Below are 22370 nucleotides of genomic sequence, written 5' to 3' on the forward strand. Positions count from 1 at the left end.
TGGGAAGCTCTGGTGAAGGAGCCGCTCGCGGCATCCTCGCCTTGCCAGATGTGGCTATCGTATCAGACCTCAGAATCGTCACGATGAGCATGATTCATGCGCAACATGAGTGCTTTAGGAAAGCCCACCCGGGAGTGGCCGCGCCCATGGCGCCAAACCCGAGTGATTTGCTCAGGATTGCGAGTGCAGCAGGATTTCCTTAACATGGAGCCATTAGTCACCTGACATCAAGAGAGTCTCTGCGCCATGAGTGAGAGCATCCAGATTACCGATAGCGCCCAGGAGTATCTTGCCGAGCTGCTCGAGAAGCAGAACGTGGAAGGCATCGGCGTGCGCATCTTCATCACCCAGCCGGGCACTCCGTATGCCGAGACGTGTCTTGCCTACTGCCGCCCGGGAGAAGAAGAGCCGACGGACGAGATTCTGGATCTTCCGAAGCTGAAGGTCTATCTCGACACCCACAGCGTTCCGTTCCTGGAAGAGGCGACGGTCGACTTCAATGCGGATCGCATGGGCGGCCAGCTCACCATCAAGGCACCGAATGCCAAGATGCCCAAGGTCAATGCAGACAGCCCGCTGGAAGATCGCATCAATTACATCCTCTACAGCGAGATCAATCCGGGCCTGGCGGCACACGGTGGTGAGATCAAGCTGATGCAGCTGACCGACGACCAGGTTGCCGTGCTTCAGTTCGGCGGCGGGTGCCAAGGGTGCTCGGCCGTTGACCTGACGCTCAAGGATGGCGTGGAGAAGACGCTTCTGGAACGCATCCCCGAGCTCGCCGGCATTCGTGACGTGACCGATCACACCGATACGACCAATGCCTATTACAACTGATCGAGATCGACCGACAGGTCGTCGTGGATGACTATCTGGCCGTGTCCGGGCTGGACACCCTGCGCAGCGTCGCCATACGTGAATCCCGTGACAATGCCAATCCGCTGGAAGATGGCATGGGCAAGGCGCGCCTGGTCGCCAACCTGCGTCGGGACATGGGGTACGGCGAGATGATCCACCACTTCAAGAACTATGTTCTGCGCGGGGACGCCATCTATGGACAGCAAGCCGCCCAGGACATCCAGTCGCTGCGTGAGACGCTTGCGGCCTACCGCGAGATGGGCATGAACGTGGCAGAGCAGCGTGCGATCCGCGATATCGCCAGTGTCATTCAGGCTTACAGCGAGCGCCTGCTGACGATCAGTCATCTACATGATGAGCAGCCCGGCATGTCAGCCAGTGAGCTTGACGCCCGCGTCAAGGTCGACGACGCCCCAGCGATCGAGGGCCTTGCGGTCCTGGATCATCAAAGCGATCAACGCGTCGCCGCCACTTCGGCGGCGGTCGGCAAGACGCTCAAGCTGCTGGCGACGCTGGCCCCTATCGTCAATGGCCTGGCGCTGATCATGATCGCCGTGCTGATCGGGCTTTCCATGTGGCTGTTCGCTCGCTATGTGCTCAAGCCGATTCGCCGCCTCACGCAGACGATGAACACTCTGGCCAATGATGATGTCAGCGTGGTGATCGACAGTACTCAGCACACCAATGAAGTCGGCCAGATGGCGCGTGCGTTGCAGAAGTTCAAGTACAACATCATCGAGAGCAACAACTACAAGAAACGCATCACTCAGCTGGCAATGCATGATTCCCTGACAGGCCTGCCCAATCGTCAGCATTTCTATGAGAGAAGCGAGCAGTGGCTGGCTGATGTCAATGAAGAGGGCGGTCAGATGGCCTGTCTGATGCTGGACATCGACAAGTTCAAGCCCATCAATGACACTTATGGTCACGCGGCTGGTGACGTCGCTCTCAAGGTGATCGCGGAAAGGCTCAACCAGGTGGTGCGCAAGGACGACTTCGTCGCACGTCTGGGCGGCGATGAATTCGTGGTACTGGTCCACAATGCCGATATCCAGGCAAATCTGGGGCGCCATGGTGAACTTGCCCAGCTGGCACAGCGCATCATCGATTCATTGGGCAAGCCTTTCCTCTATGAAGACCACAAGCTGGAAGTGGGGTGCAGCATCGGTATCGCGATCGCGCCGCAACACGGCAATCAACGTGAAGCGCTGACTCACAATGCCGATATGGCGCTATATGCTGCCAAGAATGAAGGCCGCAACTGCGCCATCCAGTTCAGTCGCCACGATGAACTCGGGCAGATCGTGGCGTCCTCCTCCAGGGATAATTTCCCGTTATGTATGAGCGCTTCGCAAATAAACTATGGTTTGCAAGACTCATAACGGTTTGTTATGGTTTATAGCGAATTCGCCAACTGCGAAATAATCTATGAAAACCATGACAATGACTTCCACGATTCAGGGCCTTGCCCACCACACCCATGATGCCGTGATCAACCGCGCCACGACGCCGCTGTTCATCCGTCAGCCGACCACTGATGACGGCTGGGGCATCTATGAGCTGGTCAAGGCATGCCCGCCGCTGGACCTCAATTCAGGGTATTCGTACGTTCTGCTGGCAACCCAGTTCCGTGACAGCTGCGCCGTGGCGACGGATGAAGAGGGTGAGGTGGTCGGCTTCGTCTCGGGCTACACCCGCAATGATGCCCCGCAGACCTTCTTCCTGTGGCAGATCGCCGTCGGTGAGAAAGCCCGCGGGACTGGCCTGGCACGTCGTCTGATCGAAGCCGTGATGAAGCGCCCGGAGATGGCCCATGTGCGCCACCTCGAAACCACCATCACACCTGACAACGAAGCGTCCTGGGCACTCTTCACGCGTCTGTCCGAGCGCTGGCAGGTCCCCCTGCATTCGCGTGAGTATTTCTCCTCGGATCAGTTGGGCGGCGTGCACCTCGCGGAGAACCTGGTACGTATCGGTCCGTTCCTGCCGAGCGATATCTGAGGGGTCAGTGTCATTCGTTGAATCGTCTTTACATTCTGGTATGGCCCATGGCCATCCATCACCAGGGAGGTGACAGCATGAATACGCAGATACTCGAACAGATGGAATCCGAGGTACGCACTTATTCTCGTTCTTTCCCGACCGTCTTCACCAAGGCGCAGAATGCCCACCTGTTCACCGAGGATGGCAAGCGCTACATCGATTTCCTGGCCGGCGCGGGCGTGCTCAACTACGGGCACAACCACCCGGTGCTCAAGAAGGCATTGATCGATTACATCAGCAGCGATGGCATCATCCACGGTCTCGACATGTGGACTTCCGCCAAGCGCGACTTCCTGGAAGCTCTGGAAGAAGTGATCCTCAAGCCGCGTGGTCTGGACTACAAGGTCCACTTCCCGGGGCCGACCGGTACCAATGCCGTCGAAGCCGCCATCCGTCTGGCGCGCAAGGTCTCGGGCCGTCATAACATCGTGTCGTTCACCAACGGCTTCCATGGCGTCACCATGGGTGCTCTGGCCACGACAGGCAACGCCAAGTTCCGTGATGCAGCGGGTCTGCCAGCCCAGGGCGCACAGTTCGTGCCCTATGATGGTTACATGGGCGAGGGTGTCGACACTGTCGCGTATCTCGACAAGCTGCTGAAGGACTCCTCCAGTGGTCTTGACCGCCCGGCAGCCGTACTGGTCGAGACCGTACAAGGCGAGGGTGGCATCAACCCGGCCTCCATCGAATGGCTGCAGCGTCTGGATGCCCTGTGCAAGGAGCACAAGATCCTGCTGATCATCGACGATATCCAGGCGGGTTGTGGTCGTACCGGCAAGTTCTTCAGTTTCGAGCATGCCGACATCGTTCCGGACATCGTCTGCAACTCCAAGTCACTGTCGGCCTCTGGCGTGCCGTTCGCGATGGTGATGATGCGTCCGGAGCTGGATGAGTGGAAGCCGAGTCAGTACAACGGCACCTTCCGTGGCCATGCACTGGCCTTCGTGACCGGCGCCGCCGCACTGCGCCACTTCTGGAGCGACAACAAGTTCGAGCGCGACATCCAGCGCAAGGGCCGTATCGTCGAGGAGCGCTTCCAGAAGATTGCCGCCAAGGCGCGTGAAAACGGCTTCGCGGCGCACGAGAAAGGTCGTGGCTTGATGCGCGGTATCGATGTGGCGTCAGGTGAACTGGCAGATGCCATCACCTCACGTTGTTTCGAGCAGGGCCTGATCATCGAGACCAGCGGTCACTCCGGGCAGGTCGTCAAATGCCTGTGTCCGCTGACCATCCGTGATGAAGACCTGCTGGAAGCCCTCGACATCATCGAGGAAAATGCGGCAGCCGTCCTGATGATCGTTCGCAATCTCGAGGAAGCCCGCAAGACGGATCGTCTGGTCAAGGCCGAGAACGGCAACTGGGACAGCACTCGTCTGCTGCTCGACGAAGATGGTGGCAAGTGCTCCTTCCATATCACCCGTATCTTCGAAGGTACCGAGACCCATATCCACTACAAGCACCACTATGAAGTCGTGTATTGCATGGAAGGTGAGGGCGAGGTGGAGACACTGGCGGATGGCAAGGTCTGGCCGATCAAGCCGGGTGACGTCTATATCCTCAATGAACATGACGACCACCTGCTGCGTGCTACCAAGACCATGCATCTGGCATGTGTCTTCACGCCGGGTCTGACCGGCAAGGAAGTCCACCGTGAAGATGGCTCCTACGCACCTGCCGAAGCCTGAATCCGCGTCACGCCATTGCGGCAGGTGGGCGTCCCGGGTTCATGCCAGCAGCCCCTCATCCTCGCGAACAGGAGCGAATCGATAGCCTGCACGCGCTTCACGTACTGGATAGTGAGCATGAAAAGCGTTATGACGACCTGACGCGCCTGGTCGCGGATATCTTCGATGTCCCCATCTGTCTCGTGTCACTGGTGGACGAGAATCGCCAATGGTTCAAGGCCCACTGCGGTATCGATGCACGTGAAACGGGGCGTGACCTGGCCTTCTGCGCCCACGCTCTCCATGAAGAGCGCTACCTCGTCGTTAACGACGCGAGCAAGGATGAACGCTTTCATGACAATCCCCTGGTCACCGGCCCGCCATATCTCCGATTCTATGCCGGCGCCTTGCTGCGAGACAGTTCAGGATTGCCATTGGGCACCTTGTGCCTCATCGATCACACACCACGTGAGCTGAGTGCGCCTCAACTCGAAAGGCTGGGACGCTGTGCCATGCTGGTCGAAAACGAGCTGATCCAGCGCGACAGCCTCCTGACGGAACGAACGCGTGCCACGCTTCAGGCCAGCATTGACCCCATTACCGGCTACAGCACACGACGACGTTATCTTCAGTCACAGGGACAGCGCTGAAAGGCGAGGGTGATGGTGGCAAGCTCGATGCCCAGTTTGCGCATCGAGGTGCGATTCAACACGCGTCCGTCTGGCTGCAGATACATCCAGTCATCCATGTTGAACTCCCAGACACTGCCATCGATGGGAACCTGCAGGACATATTGCATGCGAAAGGCATGGCCATTGCTGGCTGCCGTGGCTTCTCCGGTCACGTCAGCTGCCGTGCCGCGCCACTGACGGTCACCCGTCGGGACGAAGGTCCATTGTCGATGCTGCGTCTCGCCATCGCTGTAGCGAAAGTTCTCGTCGAGGGTCAATCGTCCATCCTGCCTGGTGCCCTGTAGGTCCACTACGAAGCGTCGAGTCACTTCACCGGAGCGATCCTGAACCATTCCCCAGCCTCGTGTGTGCCCGAGGAAGTACTCGTCGATTCTGAACTCGGGTCCGGAACCGGCATACTCAAGGACTCCCATGTCGCGTTTCTCCTTTTACCTGCTGGTCGGCCTGCTGATGCTGATTGGCGTGGGCCTGACCGCCTACCGCCATATTTCCTTCGATGTGCCCTGGGTGCCGGGTGCACAACAGAAAGTCTGGGATATCGAGGCCCAGGTCGCCTTCACGGCAACGGGCGGTCCGGTCAAGGCATCGTTGGCGCTTCCGGAAAATCAGAAAGGCTATAGCGTCCTGACCGAGAACACGGCCTCCTCCGGCTTCGGGTTGTCGTACCTCGATGATCTGCCGGGCCGTCGTGCTGAATGGTCGATCCGTGAGGCCGCTGGCTCCCAGCTGCTGTATTACACCGTGACCATGCTGGAGTCCGACAACGCGACGCCTGCTGCCATCAAGCGCCTGCCGGCGCCTCAGGAAGTGTCATGGGAGCGTCCCTATGATACGGCTGCCGCTCAGGTGATCGAGCAGGCGCGCACCCGCAGCGCCGACTCCTTCACCTTCGCCCGTGAACTGATCAAGCAGTTCGACAATCAGCGTCAGGGTGAGAACGCGCGTCTGCTGCTGACCCAGTTCCAGCGTCCGGTGCTGATGCTGCGTCTGCTCAATGAAGCGGGCGTGAGCGCACGCCTGGTCAGTGGCTTGAGCCTGGAAGACGGACGCCGTCGCCAGAACGTGAGCTCCTGGCTGCAGGTCTTCGCCGAGACACCTGACAGCAATCAGGCTGTCGAGATCGACTCCCCTGAGGGTGAGAAGCTCAACACTGACTGGGTGCTGATCAACCCCGAGACCGGCAAGCAAGGTGAGCCTGACAACCTGCTGCTGTGGGAAGGCCGCGGTGCCCCGATGCTGGAAGTGGAAGGTGGCGTCAATTCCCGTGTCAGCTTCTCGATGATTCGCCACAACGAACCGGCCGCCGTCGCGGTTCGCAACAAGCTGGCCAATGACGAGCTGCTCAACTTCTCGATCCACTCACTGCCGCTGGAAGAGCAGGCCCTGTTCAAGACCATTCTGCTGATCCCGATCGGCGCACTGGTCGTCGTGCTGCTGCGAGTGCTCGTGGGCCTGAAGACTTCCGGTACCTTCATGCCGGTGTTGATCGCCCTCGCCTTCATCCAGACCAGCCTGATCACGGGCTTGATCGGTTTCCTGCTCATCGTCGCCACCGGGCTCGTGATTCGCAGCTACCTTTCGCGGCTCAACCTGTTGCTTGTCGCCAGGGTCTCGGTGGTGATCATCACGGTGATCGCGATCATCTCGATCTTCTCGGTACTCGCCTATCGCTTCGGCCTCAATGCCGGCCTGACCATCACCTTCTTCCCGATGATCATCCTGTCCTGGACCGTCGAGCGCATGTCGATCCTCTGGGAAGAGGAAGGCCCCAAGGAAGTCCTCAAGCAAGGTGGCGGTAGCCTTCTGACCGCCGTGCTGGCCTATCTGGCGATGAACAATCCGTGGGTGCGCCACCTGACCTTCAACTTCCTGGGTCTGCAGCTGGTGCTGATGGCCTTCATCCTGCTGCTGGGCAATTACACCGGCTATCGTCTGCTGGAATTGCGTCGCTTCAAGCCGCTGACGGAGGATTGAGATGCTCGCGTCATGGATGAATCGCTGGTCGCGCAACTGGACCACACCGGGCGCCCTGCGTGCCCGGGGGGTTGTCGGCATGAATCGCCGCAACATCGGCTATATCTCGAAGTACAACGACCGCCGCCTCTACCCGCTGGTGGATGACAAGCTGCAGACCAAGCTGCTGTGTCAGAAGTACGGTCTGGCCTCGCCGGAGATGATCGGCAAGGTCGCCAGCCAGTTCGAGGTCGAGCGGGTCGTCGACATGGTGCGCGATCACGCAGGTTTCGTGATCAAGCCGGCCAAGGGCTCTGGCGGCAAGGGGATCCTCGTCATCGAGCACCATGATGGCGAAGAGTATGTGAAGCCCAGCGGCGCGCGCATCACGCGTGCCGACATGGAGCGCCACGTCTCCAACATCCTGTCAGGACTTTATTCGCTGGGCGGCTCACCGGATGTGGCGCTGGTCGAAGGCTTGATTTCCTTCGATCAGGCCTTCGCCGAGTTCACCTATGAAGGCGTTCCCGACATTCGGGTCATCGTCTTCAAGGGCTATCCCGTGATGGCGATGATGCGCCTGTCGACGGCGGCCTCGGATGGCAAGGCCAACCTCCACCAGGGGGCAGTCGGTGTCGGGCTGGATATCGGGTCAGGCTGGGCCGTGCGCGGCGTGCAGTATGATCGCCCGCAGTTCGCCCACCCCGATACGGGACATGACATCTTCTCGCTCAAGGTACCCCAGTGGGACACCCTGCTCGAACTGGCCTCGGGGTGTTACGAGATGACGGGGCTGGGCTATCTGGGCACGGACATGGTGCTTGACCGGCGCCATGGCCCGATGCTGCTCGAGCTCAATGCCCGACCGGGCCTCGCCATCCAGATGGCCAATGGTGAAGGACTGCGCAAGCGTCTCGAGCTGATCGAGCGTCAACCCGATGGCGTGCCTGTCGCGGAACGGGTAGCCTTCGCCCGCAAGCACTTCGCACGCAGCAAGGAAGACGTGGCCAACGTCGGAATGGCCCCCATTCCTGAATGATGCTCAACCGGGGTCCATGCTCAGCATCAGACGGCTACCGGTCGGCACGACTGGCGAGCGATGGATCAGGCCATGCCCCTCATTGCCGGGCCAGCATTCTCCCTTGAGCAAGGCCAGGCTTCCCGGGCGCAGCTCCCGGATCTGTTCCGGGTCCCGACAGATGTCCCGGTGTCCGACAACGCCATGCCCCAGAGCCAGGCGATCGGCGGCCTGCTCCGGCAACCATTGCGTTCCGGGGCCCTCATAGGTCGTCACCAACCGGACCGGAATGCGATCCACATGAAAGCGTGGGCACATGGCGCTCTGGGTCATTTCCAGCCGCATGCCGATATCCTGCACGTCGAACAGCTCGCCGATGGCCTCTCCCAGCACATAGATATCCTCTATCAGCGCAGCCCCGGCATCCGGTGCGGGAAGGTAGCGCTCCAGCGCCTCACGCAGGTCATTGATAGGCCCGCGCCAGCGCATGCGCAGCGGGTAGGCACCCGAGGACTGAGCCTTGACCGCCATTTTCAATGCCGCATCGATGCGGCGCTGCATCACGGCCAGCGTCACCTCCGGGCGAAAGATCTCCCCGAGATCCAGCGCCTGCTCGCCGATGTGCCAGTGTGGTGTTCTCGATCCTCAGAATTCCCGACACCCAGGATTCTTCATGCCCGAGCAACTTTCGCTGATCGACCAGGCTGAACGCCAATGCCTGAAGCGTGGCGTGCGTTTCACCCCGATCCGGCGACGTGTGCTGGAATTGATCGCCAACAGTCATGGCGCACTCAAGGCATACGACCTTTTGGATCAGCTTGCCAAGGAACACGGTGCCGCCCGCCCGCCCACGATCTATCGCGCGCTGGATTTCCTGATCGAACAAGGCCTCGTCCATCGCATCGAATCGCTCAATGCCTTCCTTGCCTGCCACTGTCCCGAGCATCAGCACGGCTTCCAGCTGCTGATCTGTCGTGGTTGCGGGAGAGTCGAGGAGATGCACGACGATGATCTTGGCACTCGCCTTCTCGCCAGTGCAGATCGCCATGGTTTCACGATCGAACGCCAGACTGTCGAACTTGAGGGGCGTTGCCAGAAATGCGCCTCTCAGGTCGCTGACATGGTAGAAACCGCTCAGTGAATGGCGCTTGCGAGCGCTTTTGATACGATATAACATTTGCTTCCCACGGAGGACGTCACATGCTGGACATCCGCATTTCGCAGGCACAGGTCGTCAATGAAGGCACCATTTCCACTCTGGATGTGGGCATCAAGGACGGGCGTATCCATGCCATCGGCAGTGATCTCTCACATCTGGACGCGCGTGAAGTGATCGATGCTGCCGGCCGCCATCTGCTGCCGGGCATGATTGATGATCAGGTGCATTTCCGTGAGCCCGGCCTGACCGCCAAGGGCAATATCGCCACCGAGTCGGCCGCCGCCGTCGCCGGGGGCATCACGACCTTCTTCGACATGCCCAACGTCAAGCCGGCAACCCTGGACAGCGATGCGCTGGAGGCCAAGTTTGCCGTGGCGGCGGGTCGTGCGCATGCCAACCACGCCTTCTATCTGGGTGCCAGCAACGACAACCTGGAAGCGATCAAGACGCTGGATCCGAATCAGACCTGCGGCATCAAGATCTTCATGGGTGCCTCGACCGGCAACATGCTGGTCGATGATCCGGAGATTCTCGAAGGTATCTTCAAGCATGCTCCGACGCCCATCGTCACGCATTGCGAAGACACTCCGATGATTCTGGAGAACGAGGCGCGCTGGCGTGAGCGTTTCGGGGAAGACGTGCCCTTCTCCGAGCACGGTCTGATCCGTTCTCGCGAGGCCTGCATCAAGAGCTCACGCCTGGCGATCGACCTGGCCACTCGCAACGGAACCCAGCTGCATGTCCTGCACCTGACCACCGCTGAAGAGATGGCGCTGTTCAAGCCGGGCCCGATGGCTGGCAAGCAGATCACCGCAGAGGTCTGCGCGCATCACCTGTGGTTCAGCGATGCCGATTACGACACGCGTGGCAGCCTGATCAAGTGCAACCCGGCCGTGAAGACCGCCGAAGACCGTGCCGCCCTGCGTGCCGCCGTGATGGATGGTCGCATCGACATCATTGCCACTGACCACGCGCCGCATACCTGGGAAGAGAAGCAGAACCCCTACTTCAAGGCGCCTTCCGGTCTGCCGCTGGTGCAGCATGCCCTGCTGTCACTGCTGGATCAGGTTCAGGACGGCATCTATGACCTGGAAACCCTGGTGCAGAAGACCAGCCACAACGTCGCGGATCGCTTCTCCATCGTCGATCGCGGCTATATCCGTGAAGGTGCGTTCGCGGATCTCGTGCTGGTCGACCTGAATGGCGAGACCAGCGTCACCCGTGACAACGTGCTCTACAAGTGTGGCTGGAGCCCCTTCGATGGCGTGACCTTCAAGGCACGCATCGATGCGACCTTCGTCAATGGCGTGAAAGCCTATGACGGCAAGACCGTCAACCCGGTGGCCAACGGCCAGCGTCTCTCGTTCAACCGCGGCTGATGGCGGTCCTGGCGTGTCGATCTTCGGCACGCCTTGCCCGCATCATGCCGTGATCACTATCAGAAGGAAGTGGTGTCATGAGTATGCATGCGGGCTCTCCCCTGGCCTCTCGCCAAGTGTTCTGCGAAAAGCTGCTGTCCCGGATCCAGCGCACGCTGGGTTCGCGGGCTGCGCGTAGCCTGCCGTTGAGCGTGCTGGGTGCGCTTGCCGTTCTGGCGGCCCCCAACGCGCAAGCCGAAGACAGTGCGCCACTGCATGTCGCCGTCAGCGTGCCGCCTATCGAGTGGATGGTCGATCAGCTGGCCGGGGATCATGTCGAGATCACGACGCTGGTCAAACCGGGCAACAGCCCGCACACCTATGATCCGACCCCTCGCCAGGTGGCCGAGTTGTCGACGGTTCCCCTCTATCTCGCCATCGGCGTACCCTTCGAGCAGGTCTGGTTGCCGCGTCTCGAGAAGAACAATGCCGAGATGCAGGTCGTGCATCTGGAAGAGGGTCTCAACACGCGCCATTTCGGCAGTGAAGACGCTCATCATCATGATCACGCATGATGAGCATGAAGACCTCGGCGAAGCCGACCCTCATCTCTGGCTGGATCCGCAGCGAATGCAGACCGTCGTCGAGCGCACTGCCAAGGTATTGGAAGCCCAGCTGCCTGAACATGCCGGTGAAATCGATGCCAATGAGCAGCGGCTGCTCAAGACCCTGAATGCGCTGGACACGCAGATCGCGCAGGCGCTGGCACCTTACAAGGGTCGCAACTTCCTGATCTTCCACCCCAGCTTCGGCTACTTCGCGGATCGCTACTCACTCGCGCAGCATGCCATTGAAGTCAGTGGTCGTGAGCCTACACCACGCGAGATGGCCACTCTGGTCACGCGTGCCAAGGATGAGAACATCGGCACCATCTTCGTCTCGGGACAATTCTCCCAGACGGCCGCCAAGCGCATCGCCAGCTCGCTGGATGCCGAAGTCGCCGTGCTGGACCCGTTGGCCGAGGACTATCTCGAGAATCTAAAGCGTGCCACCGAAGCACTGAAAGCAGGCTTCGAGCGGACCGACAGTCAGTAATTTCTGGCCAGGGTATTGCGCATGCGGCATGATCTTGCACAATGCTCTGCCCCATAAAAAAGTCAGACGGGCGCTCACGCGCCCGTCTGCGTTGCAAAGAGGTACCTCTCGTCATGGCCAGCCCCATCTCCGTCGCGCGCCGGCGCCCGGACAGCCATCCGGATGCACCAGCCACCGGGCGCAGTGTCGGTCCGGTATTTCGCCCGGTACCGGCGGATGCGCCGGATGCCATCGATATTCGCGGCGTGACCTTTCGCTATGGTGAGCAGGTCATTCTCGACGATGTCGACTTCCAGGTCGGCGCCCGCGAGATCGTGGGGCTGATCGGCCCCAATGGAGGCGGCAAGAGCACCTTGCTCAAGCTGGTGCTTGGCCTTCACAAACCGGCAGCTGGGTGTGTCCGCGTGCTGGGGCGCACTCCCCAATCTGCCGCACGCCATATCGGCTATGTGCCACAGTTCGCCAATTTCGTGAAGCGCTTCCCGATCCGCGTGGAAGACGTCGTGCTGATGGGACGCCAGGGACGCAAGCGTCAATGGGGCCCCTGGCCACGCGCGGATCGTGAGGCGATCGGTGCGGTGCTGGAGGAAGTCGGTATCGGTCATCTGCGCCGTCGGCATATCGATGCCCTCTCCGGCGGTCAGCTGCAGCGTGTCCTGATAGCCCGGGCACTGGCGGCCGAGCCGCAATTGCTGTTGCTGGATGAGCCCACCGCGAGCGTCGACAGCGATGGTGAGCGTTCATTGTTCGAGCTGTTCAATCGGCTGGCCAATCGCATGAGCGTCGTGGTGATCAGTCATGATCTCGGCTTCATCAGTGATTATGTCGATCGGGTGGCCTGCCTCAACCGCAAGATGATCGTCCATGACACCGAGACGCTGACCGCCGAATCGATCGAGCGGCTCTACGGTGAACACGTCCAGATGATTCATCACCATCATTGATACGGTGGCCCGTGACAGGCTGCCTGGCGGGTTTCATTTCTTTCACGGCGCCTGCCCCGCGCTCTAGGCTTACAACACATGAATTTCATCACCGCCCTGGGCAGCCAGGACTTTCTTCAGAACGCCCTCTTCGCCGGCCTGTTGGCAAGCCTCGCGGCGGGCCTGGTCGGCCCCTATGTCGTGGTACGCCGCATCGGCTATCTGGCAGGCGGCATCGCCCACACGGTGCTTGCCGGCATGGGGATCGCCTACTTCATGGGGGCCAGCCCGCTCGTCGGTGCGTTCATCAGTGCCATCCTCGCGGCATTGCTGATCGGCTATATCAGCCTCAAGGGGTTTGACCAGGAAGACACCGTCATCGGTGCGCTGTGGGCCATCGGCATGGCCACCGGCATCCTCTTCATCAGTCAGACACCGGGCTACAAGGTCGATCTGATGAGCTATCTGTTCGGCAATCTGCTGCTGGTGCCCGCGGACGCCATCGGCACCCTGGCCTGGATGGTGGGTGGGCTGGCACTGGTGCTGCTGGTCGTGCACCGTCCACTGACGGCCGTGATCTTCGATGAAGAGTTCGCTCGCCTGCGAGGAGTGCCGGTCAAGACGCTCTATCTGCTGTTGCTGGTGCTGGTCGCCATTACCGTGGTGCTGTTGCTGCAGGCCGTCGGGCTGATCATGGTGCTGGCATTGCTGTCACTGCCAGCCGCGCTGGCCGGCCATCATGCGCGCTCACTGGGCATGATGATCGTGATCGCGAGTCTGGCGGCCATGGCCTTCACCACCGGTGGTCTGGCGCTTTCCTGGCAGTTCGATCTGCCTGCCGGTGCCACCATCGTACTGGTGGCGGGGATCGCCTATCTGGTCTCGCTGATCTGGCGTAGCGCCCGTGGCGGTCTGCGCCGCTGAGTCGCGGCTTGTTACACTGACTTCGATACAGCTTCTGCAAGGATATGGATTCAATGGCACAGGATGGACTGCTCAAGTCGCTGGAAAATGCACAGGTCGGCGAAAAGGTCGCGCTGGACACCCTGATGGCTGCCCTGCCGTGGAATGGCGACGGGTTGATTCCTGCCATCGCCCAGCAGCATGACAGCGGCGAGATACTGATGATGGCGTGGATGAATGCCGAGGCGTTGCGCGAGACGCTGACCACGGGACGCGTGTGCTACTTCTCGCGCTCGCGCAGCAAGCTGTGGCGCAAGGGCGAAAGCTCCGGTCAGCAGCAGCATCTGGTCAGCACCCACCTTGACTGCGACGGTGACACCCTGCTGGTCAAGGTCGATCAGACCGGCCCTGCCTGCCATACCGGACGCAAGAGCTGCTTCTACTGGCGCCTTGACGCCGAAGGCGCAGAGATCACCGATGCACCGATCATTGATCCCGACACGCTGTATGGCAACGCCTGATCGCGGCTCGCTGTCGCGCGCTATGACGGCTGGCATGACGCGCCTGCTCACCGGCCTGCTGCGCGGCTATCAGCTGGTGCTCAGCCCGCTGCTGGGGCCGCGTTGTCGCTTCTATCCCAGCTGCTCCAGTTATGGCCTCGAGGCCATCAAGGTGCATGGGCCGCTCAAGGGGTGCTGGCTGACAGCCAGACGCCTGTCACGCTGCCATCCCCTCGGTGGCCCCGGAGGAGTGGACCCCGTGCCGCCACGCAAGGATCCTGCGAGCTGATTTACGCATGTGAAGTGAAGTCGTGATATACTTCACATGTGAAAGGCGTCATGTGCGATGCCATCGTCAGTCAGCAGGAGAGCACCATGCCCACCGCAACCGCCATCGATCGTGTGTCCCCGACCAGCCCCAGCGCGGGTCGCGTTGCCCTCAAGTCTTTCTTCAACATCATGGAGAAATGGCAATGCAGCGCTGCCGATCAACGCGTGCTGCTCGGCGGCATCGGCACCACCACCTATCACAAGTACCGCAAGCTGCCGGAAGTCCGCCTGCCCAATGACACCCTGGAGCGTATCTCCTACGTGATGGGGATTCACAAGGCGTTGCGCATCCTGTTCAGCAACACGCCTGAAATGGCCCATGAATGGGTGCGCCGCCCCAATCGTGCCGCTCCCTTCAATGGACAGAGCGCGCTCGACTACATGCTGGCCGGGCAGGTGGTGTCACTGGCCGACACCCGTCGTTATCTCGACGGAGTGCGTGGATGAGCATGAGCGCCCTGCCCCAACCTGCCCTGACACTGCCGGACTGGCAGAACGCCTGGCGCGTCATCTCCAGCGCCTTCCCGCCCATCTCGGTGTTCGAGGATATTCTCGAGCCTGATGAGCTGGAGATGGCGTTTGCCATCGAGGCGCTGACCAATGATCGTCTGCGCGAGGAGGCCGGCGAGCTGAACCGTGTCGCACCCGAGGATCGCATCAGCGGGCCGGGCTCCACACCGGTGATGGCGGCCTTCACGCACATCGGCCGCGCATCACGTTTCACCGATGGCAGCTTCGGTGTCTACTACTGCGCCAGTAGCCTGGACACCGCCATCAGCGAAACCCGCTTTCACATGGCACGCTTTCTGGCCGATACCGCGCAACCCAGCCAGGAAATGACGATGCGCAGTTACGTCAATCGCGTGACGCAACCCTTGCACGACATTCGCCAGGGATACGCCGAGCTATGCCAGCCGGACACGGCCAGCTACCCGGCCGGCCAGGCTTTCGCGGCAAAGATGAGAGATACCGGCAGCCATGGTCTGCTCTACCCCAGCGTCCGCCATGCCAAGGTTGAGCCCGATGCCGAATGCGCGGCCATCCTGCGTCCACCGGCGGTCAGCATCCCCATTCAGGGCCCCCACCTGCGCTACGTCTGGGATGGTCAGCAACAGGCCATGACGCATGTGCTGGAGGTCAAGGAGCACCGTCAGGCGTTGGCGTGCAGCTCGGCAACACCGTAGATGCGCTTGAGCATTGCATGCAGACCATTGGAGCGTGTCGGCGACAGGTGCTTGTCGAGGCCAAGCTCAGCGAGGAAGGTCGGCTGAGTGGCGACGATTTCCTGCGGCGTCCGGTCGTTGTAGATGCGCAGCACCACGGCGATCAGGCCTGCCACGATGGCCGCATCCGAGGTGGCCTGGAAGTGCAGACGCTGCTCGCTGCCTTCACCACGTACGTCAGGATGAATCCAGACGTTGGACTGGCAGCCGTCGATCTTGGTCTCAGGCCCCTTCAACTCTTCCGGGTATTCCGGCAGCGCCTTGCCCATGTCGATGATGTACTGATAGCGGTCCATCCAATTGTCGAAGAAGCTGAATTCCTCGACCAGTTCCGCCTGCGCTTGTTGCGCGTCGCTCATGCTGACTCCCGATGATGTCACTGAAGAGTGTCTGAAAATATGCTGTCGTCGTCGCCAGCGAGTGCCTTGCCATCTGCTGCTGCCACTCGCCGTCTTCGGCATGCAGGTAGCGAGAGGTGGTATCCAGCCGTGAGTGTCTGGCGGAGCGAGACAGGAAACGCAGCTCTACCCCGGCCTGTGCCTGATGGGTAATGGCGGTGTGACGCAGCCAGTGCGGGCTTGCCTGGTCGAGCGTGCGTGCCATCAGCTCGCTGGCGTCGCCGGGGCGCTCCGTTCGCTGGCGCATGTCGTGGGCGGCCTGGGTAAACGTCTGCTTGATCAACCGGTAGAGCTGATTGTCGCCCAGAGGGGTCGTGCCATCCAACCGCGCGAGCAGGGGCAGTGACTCATCAGCGGGCAGTGCCTGCGGCAAGTCACTCAGTCCACGCAGGCGTCGCCAGCGCACCAGGGCCTCGAGCATCGGGGGCGGCAGCGGGATCTCGGCCAGCTTGGCGCCCTTGCCTATCACTCGCCACCACCACTGTCCTTCCCGCTTGATGATATCCCCCATTATCGCGGCGGCCATCTCGGCGATACGCGGCGCCATCAGGTAGGCAAACGCGAACAGAAACCGCTGGCGCTCCGCGATGAATCGCTCCCGCGACACCTCGCGCTCGAGAGAGGCGCTGCCGGCTGTCGGTACGTGACAACGCACCGCATCACAGCGCGCCTCGATACGCCCCCACAACCAATCCCATAGCGGACGCTCCAGATAGCGCTCGATGCGCAGCGTGCGATTGTCCATGCGCCGCTTGTCGCGCATCAGCCGGAAAGGATTGCGCGCCAGATAGCCGGCCTCGATCAACCAGGCATAAAGCCCCTGCAGGATCACCAGACTCTGCCGGCGGCTGGCCGGAGCCAGCGGCCCGCGAAAGGGTCGCCACTCGGGGTGCCTGCGGGCACGCACACTGCCAACCCAGACCTCCGCTGGCTGAGGATTGGCCAGAAAGGCCTCGAAGTGCTCGAGCCGCTCACGATCCAGACTTGCCAGGGCGGCGCCTCTCCCCTGCTCACCTTCCGCCCTTAGCCACAGAAGCAGACGCTCTGCTTCCTTGCGATAGGCGCGCAGGGTCTGCGGGCTGTGGCGATATTCATTGAGCCACGCCGCCACGGCCTCAATGTCCGTCTGCGCCTTGATGAGTGGCATCAACTTCAGAATACGGACGGAGATTCCCATGGCGCGCATTGGCGTCCAGTACGAGGATGTACAACGAGCGATAGAATCCTTGATGGCACGTGGTGAAGCGCCCAGCGTGCAGAAGATTCGGGAAGTGCTGGGGACCGGCAGCTTCACCACCATCAGCGATCATCTGCGCGAATGGCGCCAACGTCGCGCCGAGAAACGTGATGAGCCTCTGACCCAGGCGATGCCGGATAGTCTGACGGAGACACTGGCCACGGTATGGAGTGAAGCCCAGTCTCTGGCCAACGAGAGCCTGGCGCACTATCGGCAGGAAGCTGACCGCCAGGCCGAGGCAGCCCGTGAGGCCGAGGCACAGTCACAGCGGCGCGCAGAGGATGCGGAGCAGCGGCTCAGTGCACTCACGGAGCAACTGGCGGGAGTACAGGCGCGTCTCGAGGAGCGCGTGCAGACACTGGCGACCTTGACCAGTGAGCGCGAACAATGGCAGCAATTGCAGGAGAAGCTCGAGAAGCGCCTGACGCTTGCCCAGGAAGATGTCACCGCACTCGAGCGGACACGCGAGCATGACCATGAGCGCCATCAGCAGCTGGTGCAGCAACAGGAAAGCGAATTCAAGGAGCGCCTGGCGCAGGAAGAGTCTCGTCACGAGGCCAGTGAGACGCGCCTGATGAAGCTGCTCGATGATGCGCGCCTGGAGAAGCAGGAGCTGGACAAGCAGCATCGCCGCCGCCACGAGCAGCTCGAGAAGCGCGTGGAACGCCTGGATGCCCAGACGGCGGAGCAGCGGAAGTTGCTTCAGGAAGAGGAACGTCGTCGCTTCGAGGAAACCACGCTACGACAGCAGCGCGATGTGGAGCTAAAGGATCTGCGCTCTCAGCTGGAGCAGTCCATGGCGGAACAATCTCGTCTGGAGGCACAGCTGAGCCAGATCACGCATGAAAACAAGTTGCTCAAGGAGCGCCTGGCCTTCGCGCCGCTTCCTCCCTTTGTGTGTTGATGTCGAGAAATCTACAGCAGTTCTTCCGCCACCAGTGCCAGACGCGAACGCTCGACACACTTGAGCGTGACGTGACCGGCATGCGGCCAATTGGCGAAGCGTTGCACTGCCACCGCGAGACCACAGGTATTGGCCGTCAGATAGGGCGTATCGATCTGCCCGACATTGCCCAGCAGCACGACCTTGGTGTTGGCACCAGCCCGGGTCAACAGCCCTTTCAATTGTTTCGGTGTCAGGTTCTGGGCCTCATCGATGATCAGGAAGGTGTCGCTGAGGGTTCGCCCCCGCATGAAGGACGGCGAGCGAATCTGGACACGGTTGCCAATCCAGGCACGGGTGGCCTCCTCGTTCCACGCGCTGGTGCCCTCGCCTTCCTTGCGCAGCAGATTGTCCATGTTGTCGTGGAAGGCGCCCATCCACGGCGACATCTTCTCTTCCTCGGTCCCGGGGAGAAAGCCGATCTCTTCCCCCATGGCGATCGGCGCGCGCGTGAAGATGATACGTTCGAAGCGTTTCTTCTCCAGAGTCTGCTCAAATGCCGCCGCCAGGGTCATGTAGGTCTTGCCTGTCCCGGCACTCCCGGCAATCGAGACCATGTCGACGCTCTCATCCATCAACAGATTGAGCGCGAAATTCTGGCGACTGTCATGGGCATTGACGCCCCAGGCGCTACGCTCGTTGCGGAAATCCTGCAATACCTCAAGGCAGGCGTGATCATTGTCCAGCTCGCGCACGATGGCCTCGAAGCTGGCCACACGATCACAATCCGCGATCAACATTCCCGGATACCAGTCCTTGGGCATCTGGCCGGCGAGGGTGTAGAAGGTGCGATGATTCTCGCGACTGACGGTGACATCCACCTGCAGGTCATCCCATACGCCCTGACCGTCAGGCCCAGCCTCGTGATAGAGCTTCACGCCCTCGATCATGGCATCGCTGTCACTGAAGGCGCGATCCGTCAGATAGTCCTCGACGGCCATACCCAGTGCCGCTGCCTTGATGCGCAGATTGATGTCCTTGGTCACCAGGATGACGGATGCATCCTGACTGCGCGCCGCGAGACTGCGTGTCTCGGCAAGAATGCGGTTGTCGGCGCTTGCCTCGCTCTGATCGATGCTACCGGAGAGAAAATGAAGATTGCCGGCGCCATTCAACGAGCCCGGCAGTGGAATACCGCGCAGAATCTCCTGTAGTGTGATGTCGGCGGTGAGATCAGACAGGGTGCGACTGATCTGGCGAGCAGTGTGGGCAATTTCCTTGTGGCCATTCTTGTGCTTGTCCAGCTCCTCCAGCACCGTCATCGGAATGACGACATCGTGCTCGTCAAACTGGAAGATGGCGGAGGGGTCGTGTATCAGCACGTTGGTATCGAGGACGTACAGACGACGGGACTGCTTCTCGACTCTTACCATTGGCGACATGCCTTCCGTTGGGGTGTGCCCTTTGAAGCTATCACGCTGAATATGTCGAGGATGTTTCAACCGAAGCATCAGGCAGTGACGCTTTCGCGACGGCGACGGCGCACCTGCAACCAGCCGATCAACCACAACAGCACGATGGCTGGCAGCATCGCGATTTCCTTCGGCGGACGTTCAGCGGTCTGCTGGATGCCATCGATGGTGAAATCGAAATCGATACCGGCCTGCTGTGCCACGCTACCGTATTCCACCATGCTGACCAGCACCTGCTTGTCGCTGATATCCAGCGTCAGACCGACATCGCTCAGGCGCGCTTCGCCACTGTCGGCATCCGACACCGGCAGCAGCACGGTCTTGGAGACCTCATCGCCATCCAGATTGATGCCTGACACATGAATCGGCAGCTTGCTGTCGACCGGTGCCTCCTCCATCAGGGTCTCGATCTGCTGCGGAGCCGCCATGATGACTGGCGGATAGACCATGTCCCACCAATAGCCCGGACGGAACAACGTGAAGGTGATCAGCAGAAGACCGATGGTCTCGTACCAGCGGGTACGCGTCAGCCAATAACCTTGCGTGGCCGCCGCGAAGACCAGCATCGCCGCGACCGCCGAGGCGATGGTGATCGCCAGATGCCAGTAGCTATCGATGTTCATCAGCAACAGGTTGGTGTTGAAGATGAACATGAAGGGCAGGATCGCGGTGCGGATGTCATAGGTGAAGCCCTGGATACCGGTCTTGATCGGGTCTGACTTGGCGATGGCCGCCGCCGCGAAGGCGGCCAGACCCACCGGTGGCGTGTCATCTGCCAGTATCCCGAAGTAGAACACGAACAGGTGCACGGCGATCAGCGGCACGATCAGGCCGTTCTCGGCGCCCAGATTGACGATGACCGGCGCCATCAGCGTGGAGACCACGATGTAGTTGGCCGTGGTGGGAAGCCCCATGCCCAGAATCAGACTGATCACGGCAGTGAAGATCAGGATCAGCATCAGGTTGCCTGCCGAGATGAACTCGACGAATGCCGTCATCTTGAGCCCGAGCCCGGTCAGAGTCACGGTACCGACCACGATACCGGCCGCCGCCGTGGCGACACCGATCCCGATCATGTTCTTGGCACCGATGACCAGACCATGGAACAGGTCCTCACCGCCACGCTGGGTTGCCCCCCCCAGGTTGCCTTCCTTGCGGAAGATCGCGACCAATGGGCGTTGGGTCACGGTGATGAAGATCATGAACAGCACCGCCCAGAAGGCGGAAAGCCCCGGCGACATGCGCTCGACGGTCAGACACCATACCAGCACCACGACCGGCAGCAGGAAATAGAGACCGACCTTGACCGTCGGGCCCACCGGCGGCAATTCATCGATGTCCCCTTCCTCCAGCGGAGGGAAGCAGGCGGAATAGGCGATCAGGCCGACATAGGACGCCAGCAGCAGCGGCAGCACGATATAGACCGCACCATCACCCGCCAGACCCTTGATCCAGCCGATACCGTAATAGACCACCAGCGTGAGCACGCCCATGCCGATGAAGACGGTCAGGAAGGTCAGCATCGAAGCCATCAGGCTGGTCTTGTGCGTCCGCTTGAGGCCTTCCATGCCGGCCTTGCACGCTTCCAGGTGCACGATGTAGATCAGCGCGATATAGGAGATCAGTGCAGGCAACAAGGCATGCTTGATGACATCCAGATAGGGGATGCCGACATATTCCACCATCAGGAAGGCGGCAGCGCCCATGATCGGAGGTGTCAGCTGGCCGTTGGTGGAGGCTGCCACCTCGACGGCGCCTGCCTTGGTGCCAGGGAAGCCGACCTTCTTCATCAACGGGATGGTGAAGGTCCCGGTGGTCACGACGTTGGCGATGGAAGAGCCGGAAATGATCCCCGACAGGCCAGACGCCACCACGGCAGCCTTGGCTGGTCCGCCACGCATGTGACCGAGCATCGAGAAGGCCATGCGGATGAAGTAGTTGCCGGCACCGGCGCGTTCAAGCAAGGCGCCGAACAGCACGAACAGGAAGACGAAGTCGGTGGAGACACCCAGCGCGACACCGAAGACCCCTTCCGTGGTCAGCCACTGATGCCCGAGAAGCTTGTTGAGACTGGCCCCGGCATGCGCGATGACATCGGGCATGTAGGCGCCAAACAGACTGTAGAGCAGGAAGACGGTGGCGACGACCGCAAGCGGCGGCCCGAGCGCGCGACGGGTCGCCTCCAGCAGCAACAGGAGGCCGATGCCCGAGAACACGAGGTCCGTCGTGGTATAGGCACCCGCTCGTCGCGCCAGTTCGTCACTGAAGATGAGCACGTAGGCCACGCCTGCCACGGCGAATATCGCCAACGCCCAGTCATACAGAGGAATACGATTGGCGGGCGCGCCCTTGTAAGCGGGATAGGCCACGAACGCCAGCGAGATGGCGAAGCAGAGATGGACGGCTCGCGCGGTGTCGGAGTTCAGCAGCGACAAGGGCGAGGCGTGATAGAGCTGGAAAAGAGACCAGGCAAGCGGGATCAACCACATGAAATGGCGCCCCACGAAGCCTTCCGGATGACGCCCGCCGACCTCCGATTCGAGCATCTTCTGCACTTCTGCATCATGATCCGTCTCGGCGCCAGGCGCAGAGGACGGCGGTGAAGATTGAGTTTTGGTCATTTTTTATGATCCGATCTGCACAGCCACATGCTTATCAAGC

The 22370-nt window shown here is 60.9% G+C and carries 24 protein-coding genes and 1 pseudogene; 19 read left to right on the top strand and 6 right to left on the bottom strand.

Annotated features, from left to right (window positions below; translation table 11 throughout):
• Positions 1 to 246: 246 nt before the first annotated feature.
• The 6 genes and pseudogenes from nfuA to CU110_RS08015 all read left to right on the top strand — a co-directional run bounded on the left by nfuA (position 247) and on the right by CU110_RS08015 (position 5215).
• Positions 247 to 837 (top strand): Fe-S biogenesis protein NfuA, encoded by a 591-nt coding sequence (gene nfuA, locus CU110_RS07995; RefSeq protein WP_077376371.1) that lies wholly within the window; start codon positions 247 to 249, stop codon positions 835 to 837.
• Between the two features lie 23 nt (positions 838 to 860).
• On the top strand, positions 861 to 2240 hold the full coding sequence (locus tag CU110_RS08000) for a diguanylate cyclase (protein WP_127735401.1): 1380 nt from the start codon (positions 861 to 863) through the stop codon (positions 2238 to 2240).
• Positions 2241 to 2301: 61 nt separating this feature from the next.
• The gene (gene ectA, locus CU110_RS08005) at positions 2302 to 2859 is read left to right on the top strand and encodes a diaminobutyrate acetyltransferase (RefSeq protein WP_077376377.1); all 558 of its coding nucleotides are present in this window, start codon (positions 2302 to 2304) and stop codon (positions 2857 to 2859) included.
• Positions 2860 to 2936: 77 nt separating this feature from the next.
• Positions 2937 to 4193 (top strand): annotated as a pseudogene (ectB, locus tag CU110_RS08010) (diaminobutyrate--2-oxoglutarate transaminase); the annotation flags it as partial.
• Positions 4194 to 4586, top strand: a complete 393-nt coding sequence (locus tag CU110_RS16860) for an ectoine synthase (RefSeq protein WP_065392486.1) — start codon at positions 4194 to 4196, stop codon at positions 4584 to 4586.
• Between the two features lie 41 nt (positions 4587 to 4627).
• A complete protein-coding gene (locus tag CU110_RS08015) occupies positions 4628 to 5215 on the top strand; it encodes a GAF domain-containing protein (RefSeq protein ID WP_127735408.1) in 588 nt (195 codons plus the stop codon).
• Here the strand turns inward: CU110_RS08015 and CU110_RS08020 are convergent.
• Positions 5194 to 5670, bottom strand: coding sequence for a DUF3833 domain-containing protein (locus tag CU110_RS08020; RefSeq protein WP_127735411.1), 477 nt, complete (start codon positions 5668 to 5670; stop codon positions 5194 to 5196). The genes CU110_RS08015 and CU110_RS08020 overlap by 22 nt on opposite strands.
• Here CU110_RS08020 and CU110_RS08025 point away from each other — a divergent pair.
• Complete coding sequence (locus CU110_RS08025) at positions 5669 to 7231, top strand: inactive transglutaminase family protein (RefSeq protein WP_077376389.1); 1563 nt, start codon at positions 5669 to 5671, stop codon at positions 7229 to 7231. The two genes, CU110_RS08020 and CU110_RS08025, sit on opposite strands and share 2 nt — an antisense overlap.
• Position 7232: 1 nt before the next feature.
• On the top strand, positions 7233 to 8249 hold the full coding sequence (locus tag CU110_RS08030; protein ID WP_240499519.1) for an alpha-L-glutamate ligase-like protein: 1017 nt from the start codon (positions 7233 to 7235) through the stop codon (positions 8247 to 8249).
• 3 nt (positions 8250 to 8252) lie between these two features.
• On the opposite strand, the gene CU110_RS08035 is transcribed toward CU110_RS08030, so the two are convergent.
• A complete protein-coding gene (locus CU110_RS08035) occupies positions 8253 to 8849 on the bottom strand; it encodes a DUF1826 domain-containing protein (protein WP_127735414.1) in 597 nt (198 codons plus the stop codon).
• 52 nt (positions 8850 to 8901) lie between these two features.
• Between CU110_RS08035 and CU110_RS08040 the strand changes: the two genes are divergently transcribed.
• From CU110_RS08040 to CU110_RS08085, 10 genes are all read left to right on the top strand, one after another.
• Complete coding sequence (locus tag CU110_RS08040; protein WP_084208678.1) at positions 8902 to 9369, top strand: Fur family transcriptional regulator; 468 nt, start codon at positions 8902 to 8904, stop codon at positions 9367 to 9369.
• Positions 9370 to 9428: 59 nt separating this feature from the next.
• A complete protein-coding gene (locus CU110_RS08045; RefSeq protein ID WP_077376398.1) occupies positions 9429 to 10766 on the top strand; it encodes a dihydroorotase in 1338 nt (445 codons plus the stop codon).
• Between the two features lie 77 nt (positions 10767 to 10843).
• Complete coding sequence (locus CU110_RS17630) at positions 10844 to 11320, top strand: zinc ABC transporter substrate-binding protein (RefSeq protein ID WP_127735417.1); 477 nt, start codon at positions 10844 to 10846, stop codon at positions 11318 to 11320.
• The gene (locus tag CU110_RS08055) at positions 11307 to 11840 is read left to right on the top strand and encodes a zinc ABC transporter substrate-binding protein (protein WP_164850319.1); all 534 of its coding nucleotides are present in this window, start codon (positions 11307 to 11309) and stop codon (positions 11838 to 11840) included. The genes CU110_RS17630 and CU110_RS08055 overlap by 14 nt, the downstream gene beginning before the upstream one ends.
• 113 nt (positions 11841 to 11953) lie before the next feature.
• A complete protein-coding gene (locus CU110_RS08060; RefSeq protein WP_077376403.1) occupies positions 11954 to 12784 on the top strand; it encodes a metal ABC transporter ATP-binding protein in 831 nt (276 codons plus the stop codon).
• Positions 12785 to 12862: 78 nt separating this feature from the next.
• Complete coding sequence (locus tag CU110_RS08065) at positions 12863 to 13687, top strand: metal ABC transporter permease (RefSeq protein WP_077376406.1); 825 nt, start codon at positions 12863 to 12865, stop codon at positions 13685 to 13687.
• A 44-nt stretch (positions 13688 to 13731) separates the two neighbouring features.
• A complete protein-coding gene (hisI, locus tag CU110_RS08070; RefSeq protein WP_084208680.1) occupies positions 13732 to 14187 on the top strand; it encodes a phosphoribosyl-AMP cyclohydrolase in 456 nt (151 codons plus the stop codon).
• Positions 14188 to 14221: 34 nt separating this feature from the next.
• Entirely contained in the window at positions 14222 to 14455 is a 234-nt protein-coding gene (yidD, locus tag CU110_RS08075; RefSeq protein ID WP_205694014.1) for a membrane protein insertion efficiency factor YidD, read from the top strand.
• 86 nt (positions 14456 to 14541) lie between these two features.
• Positions 14542 to 14943 carry an MbcA/ParS/Xre antitoxin family protein gene (locus CU110_RS08080; RefSeq protein WP_084209711.1) on the top strand — a complete coding sequence of 134 codons (402 nt, stop codon included), beginning with the start codon at positions 14542 to 14544 and terminating at the stop codon, positions 14941 to 14943.
• Positions 14940 to 15680 (top strand): RES family NAD+ phosphorylase, encoded by a 741-nt coding sequence (locus CU110_RS08085; protein ID WP_240665316.1) that lies wholly within the window; start codon positions 14940 to 14942, stop codon positions 15678 to 15680. The genes CU110_RS08080 and CU110_RS08085 overlap by 4 nt, the downstream gene beginning before the upstream one ends.
• Here the strand turns inward: CU110_RS08085 and CU110_RS08090 are convergent.
• Both CU110_RS08090 and CU110_RS08095 read right to left on the bottom strand, forming a co-directional pair.
• On the bottom strand, positions 15647 to 16015 hold the full coding sequence (locus CU110_RS08090) for a SufE family protein (protein ID WP_240665317.1): 369 nt from the start codon (positions 16013 to 16015) through the stop codon (positions 15647 to 15649). The two genes, CU110_RS08085 and CU110_RS08090, sit on opposite strands and share 34 nt — an antisense overlap.
• Entirely contained in the window at positions 15942 to 17294 is a 1353-nt protein-coding gene (locus CU110_RS08095) for a site-specific integrase (protein ID WP_240665318.1), read from the bottom strand. Before CU110_RS08095 ends, CU110_RS08090 begins: the two co-directional genes overlap by 74 nt.
• On the opposite strand from CU110_RS08095, the gene CU110_RS08100 reads away from it, so the two are divergent.
• Positions 17293 to 18258: a DNA-binding protein gene (locus tag CU110_RS08100; protein ID WP_084208682.1), complete on the top strand. Its 966-nt coding sequence runs from the start codon at positions 17293 to 17295 to the stop codon at positions 18256 to 18258. The genes CU110_RS08095 and CU110_RS08100 overlap by 2 nt on opposite strands.
• An 11-nt stretch (positions 18259 to 18269) precedes the next feature.
• On the opposite strand, the gene CU110_RS08105 is transcribed toward CU110_RS08100, so the two are convergent.
• Positions 18270 to 19670, bottom strand: a complete 1401-nt coding sequence (locus tag CU110_RS08105) for a PhoH family protein (RefSeq protein WP_127735426.1) — start codon at positions 19668 to 19670, stop codon at positions 18270 to 18272.
• 77 nt (positions 19671 to 19747) lie between these two features.
• Positions 19748 to 22255, bottom strand: a complete 2508-nt coding sequence (locus tag CU110_RS08110; RefSeq protein ID WP_240665319.1) for a TRAP transporter permease — start codon at positions 22253 to 22255, stop codon at positions 19748 to 19750.
• Positions 22256 to 22370 lie beyond the last annotated feature (115 nt).

Origin of the sequence: Cobetia sp. ICG0124, from assembly GCF_004006355.1 — a bacterium.
Taxonomy (GTDB): domain Bacteria; phylum Pseudomonadota; class Gammaproteobacteria; order Pseudomonadales; family Halomonadaceae; genus Cobetia; species Cobetia marina.

Bases quoted from the DNA above. Each gene is read 5' to 3' on its own strand.
- yidD (WP_205694014.1), top strand. From the start codon at position 14,222: ATGACGCGCCTGCTCACCGGCCTGCTGCGCGGCTATCAGCTGGTGCTC.
- CU110_RS08045 (WP_077376398.1), top strand. From the start codon at position 9,429: ATGCTGGACATCCGCATTTCGCAGGCACAGGTCGTCAATGAAGGCACC.
- CU110_RS16860 (WP_065392486.1), top strand. From the start codon at position 4,194: ATGATCGTTCGCAATCTCGAGGAAGCCCGCAAGACGGATCGTCTGGTC.
- CU110_RS08055 (WP_164850319.1), top strand. From the start codon at position 11,307: ATGATCACGCATGATGAGCATGAAGACCTCGGCGAAGCCGACCCTCAT.
- CU110_RS08085 (WP_240665316.1), top strand. From the start codon at position 14,940: ATGAGCATGAGCGCCCTGCCCCAACCTGCCCTGACACTGCCGGACTGG.
- hisI (WP_084208680.1), top strand. From the start codon at position 13,732: ATGGATTCAATGGCACAGGATGGACTGCTCAAGTCGCTGGAAAATGCA.
- CU110_RS08080 (WP_084209711.1), top strand. From the start codon at position 14,542: ATGCCCACCGCAACCGCCATCGATCGTGTGTCCCCGACCAGCCCCAGC.
- CU110_RS08100 (WP_084208682.1), top strand. From the start codon at position 17,293: ATGGCGCGCATTGGCGTCCAGTACGAGGATGTACAACGAGCGATAGAA.
- CU110_RS08065 (WP_077376406.1), top strand. From the start codon at position 12,863: ATGAATTTCATCACCGCCCTGGGCAGCCAGGACTTTCTTCAGAACGCC.
- CU110_RS17630 (WP_127735417.1), top strand. From the start codon at position 10,844: ATGAGTATGCATGCGGGCTCTCCCCTGGCCTCTCGCCAAGTGTTCTGC.
- CU110_RS08060 (WP_077376403.1), top strand. From the start codon at position 11,954: ATGGCCAGCCCCATCTCCGTCGCGCGCCGGCGCCCGGACAGCCATCCG.
- nfuA (WP_077376371.1), top strand. From the start codon at position 247: ATGAGTGAGAGCATCCAGATTACCGATAGCGCCCAGGAGTATCTTGCC.
- CU110_RS08090 (WP_240665317.1), bottom strand. From the start codon at position 16,015: ATGGACCGCTATCAGTACATCATCGACATGGGCAAGGCGCTGCCGGAA.
- CU110_RS08110 (WP_240665319.1), bottom strand. From the start codon at position 22,255: ATGCTCGAATCGGAGGTCGGCGGGCGTCATCCGGAAGGCTTCGTGGGG.
- CU110_RS08020 (WP_127735411.1), bottom strand. From the start codon at position 5,670: ATGGGAGTCCTTGAGTATGCCGGTTCCGGACCCGAGTTCAGAATCGAC.
- CU110_RS08030 (WP_240499519.1), top strand. From the start codon at position 7,233: ATGCTCGCGTCATGGATGAATCGCTGGTCGCGCAACTGGACCACACCG.
- CU110_RS08095 (WP_240665318.1), bottom strand. From the start codon at position 17,294: ATGGGAATCTCCGTCCGTATTCTGAAGTTGATGCCACTCATCAAGGCG.
- CU110_RS08025 (WP_077376389.1), top strand. From the start codon at position 5,669: ATGTCGCGTTTCTCCTTTTACCTGCTGGTCGGCCTGCTGATGCTGATT.
- ectA (WP_077376377.1), top strand. From the start codon at position 2,302: ATGACTTCCACGATTCAGGGCCTTGCCCACCACACCCATGATGCCGTG.
- CU110_RS08015 (WP_127735408.1), top strand. From the start codon at position 4,628: ATGCCAGCAGCCCCTCATCCTCGCGAACAGGAGCGAATCGATAGCCTG.
- CU110_RS08040 (WP_084208678.1), top strand. From the start codon at position 8,902: ATGCCCGAGCAACTTTCGCTGATCGACCAGGCTGAACGCCAATGCCTG.
- CU110_RS08105 (WP_127735426.1), bottom strand. From the start codon at position 19,670: ATGGTAAGAGTCGAGAAGCAGTCCCGTCGTCTGTACGTCCTCGATACC.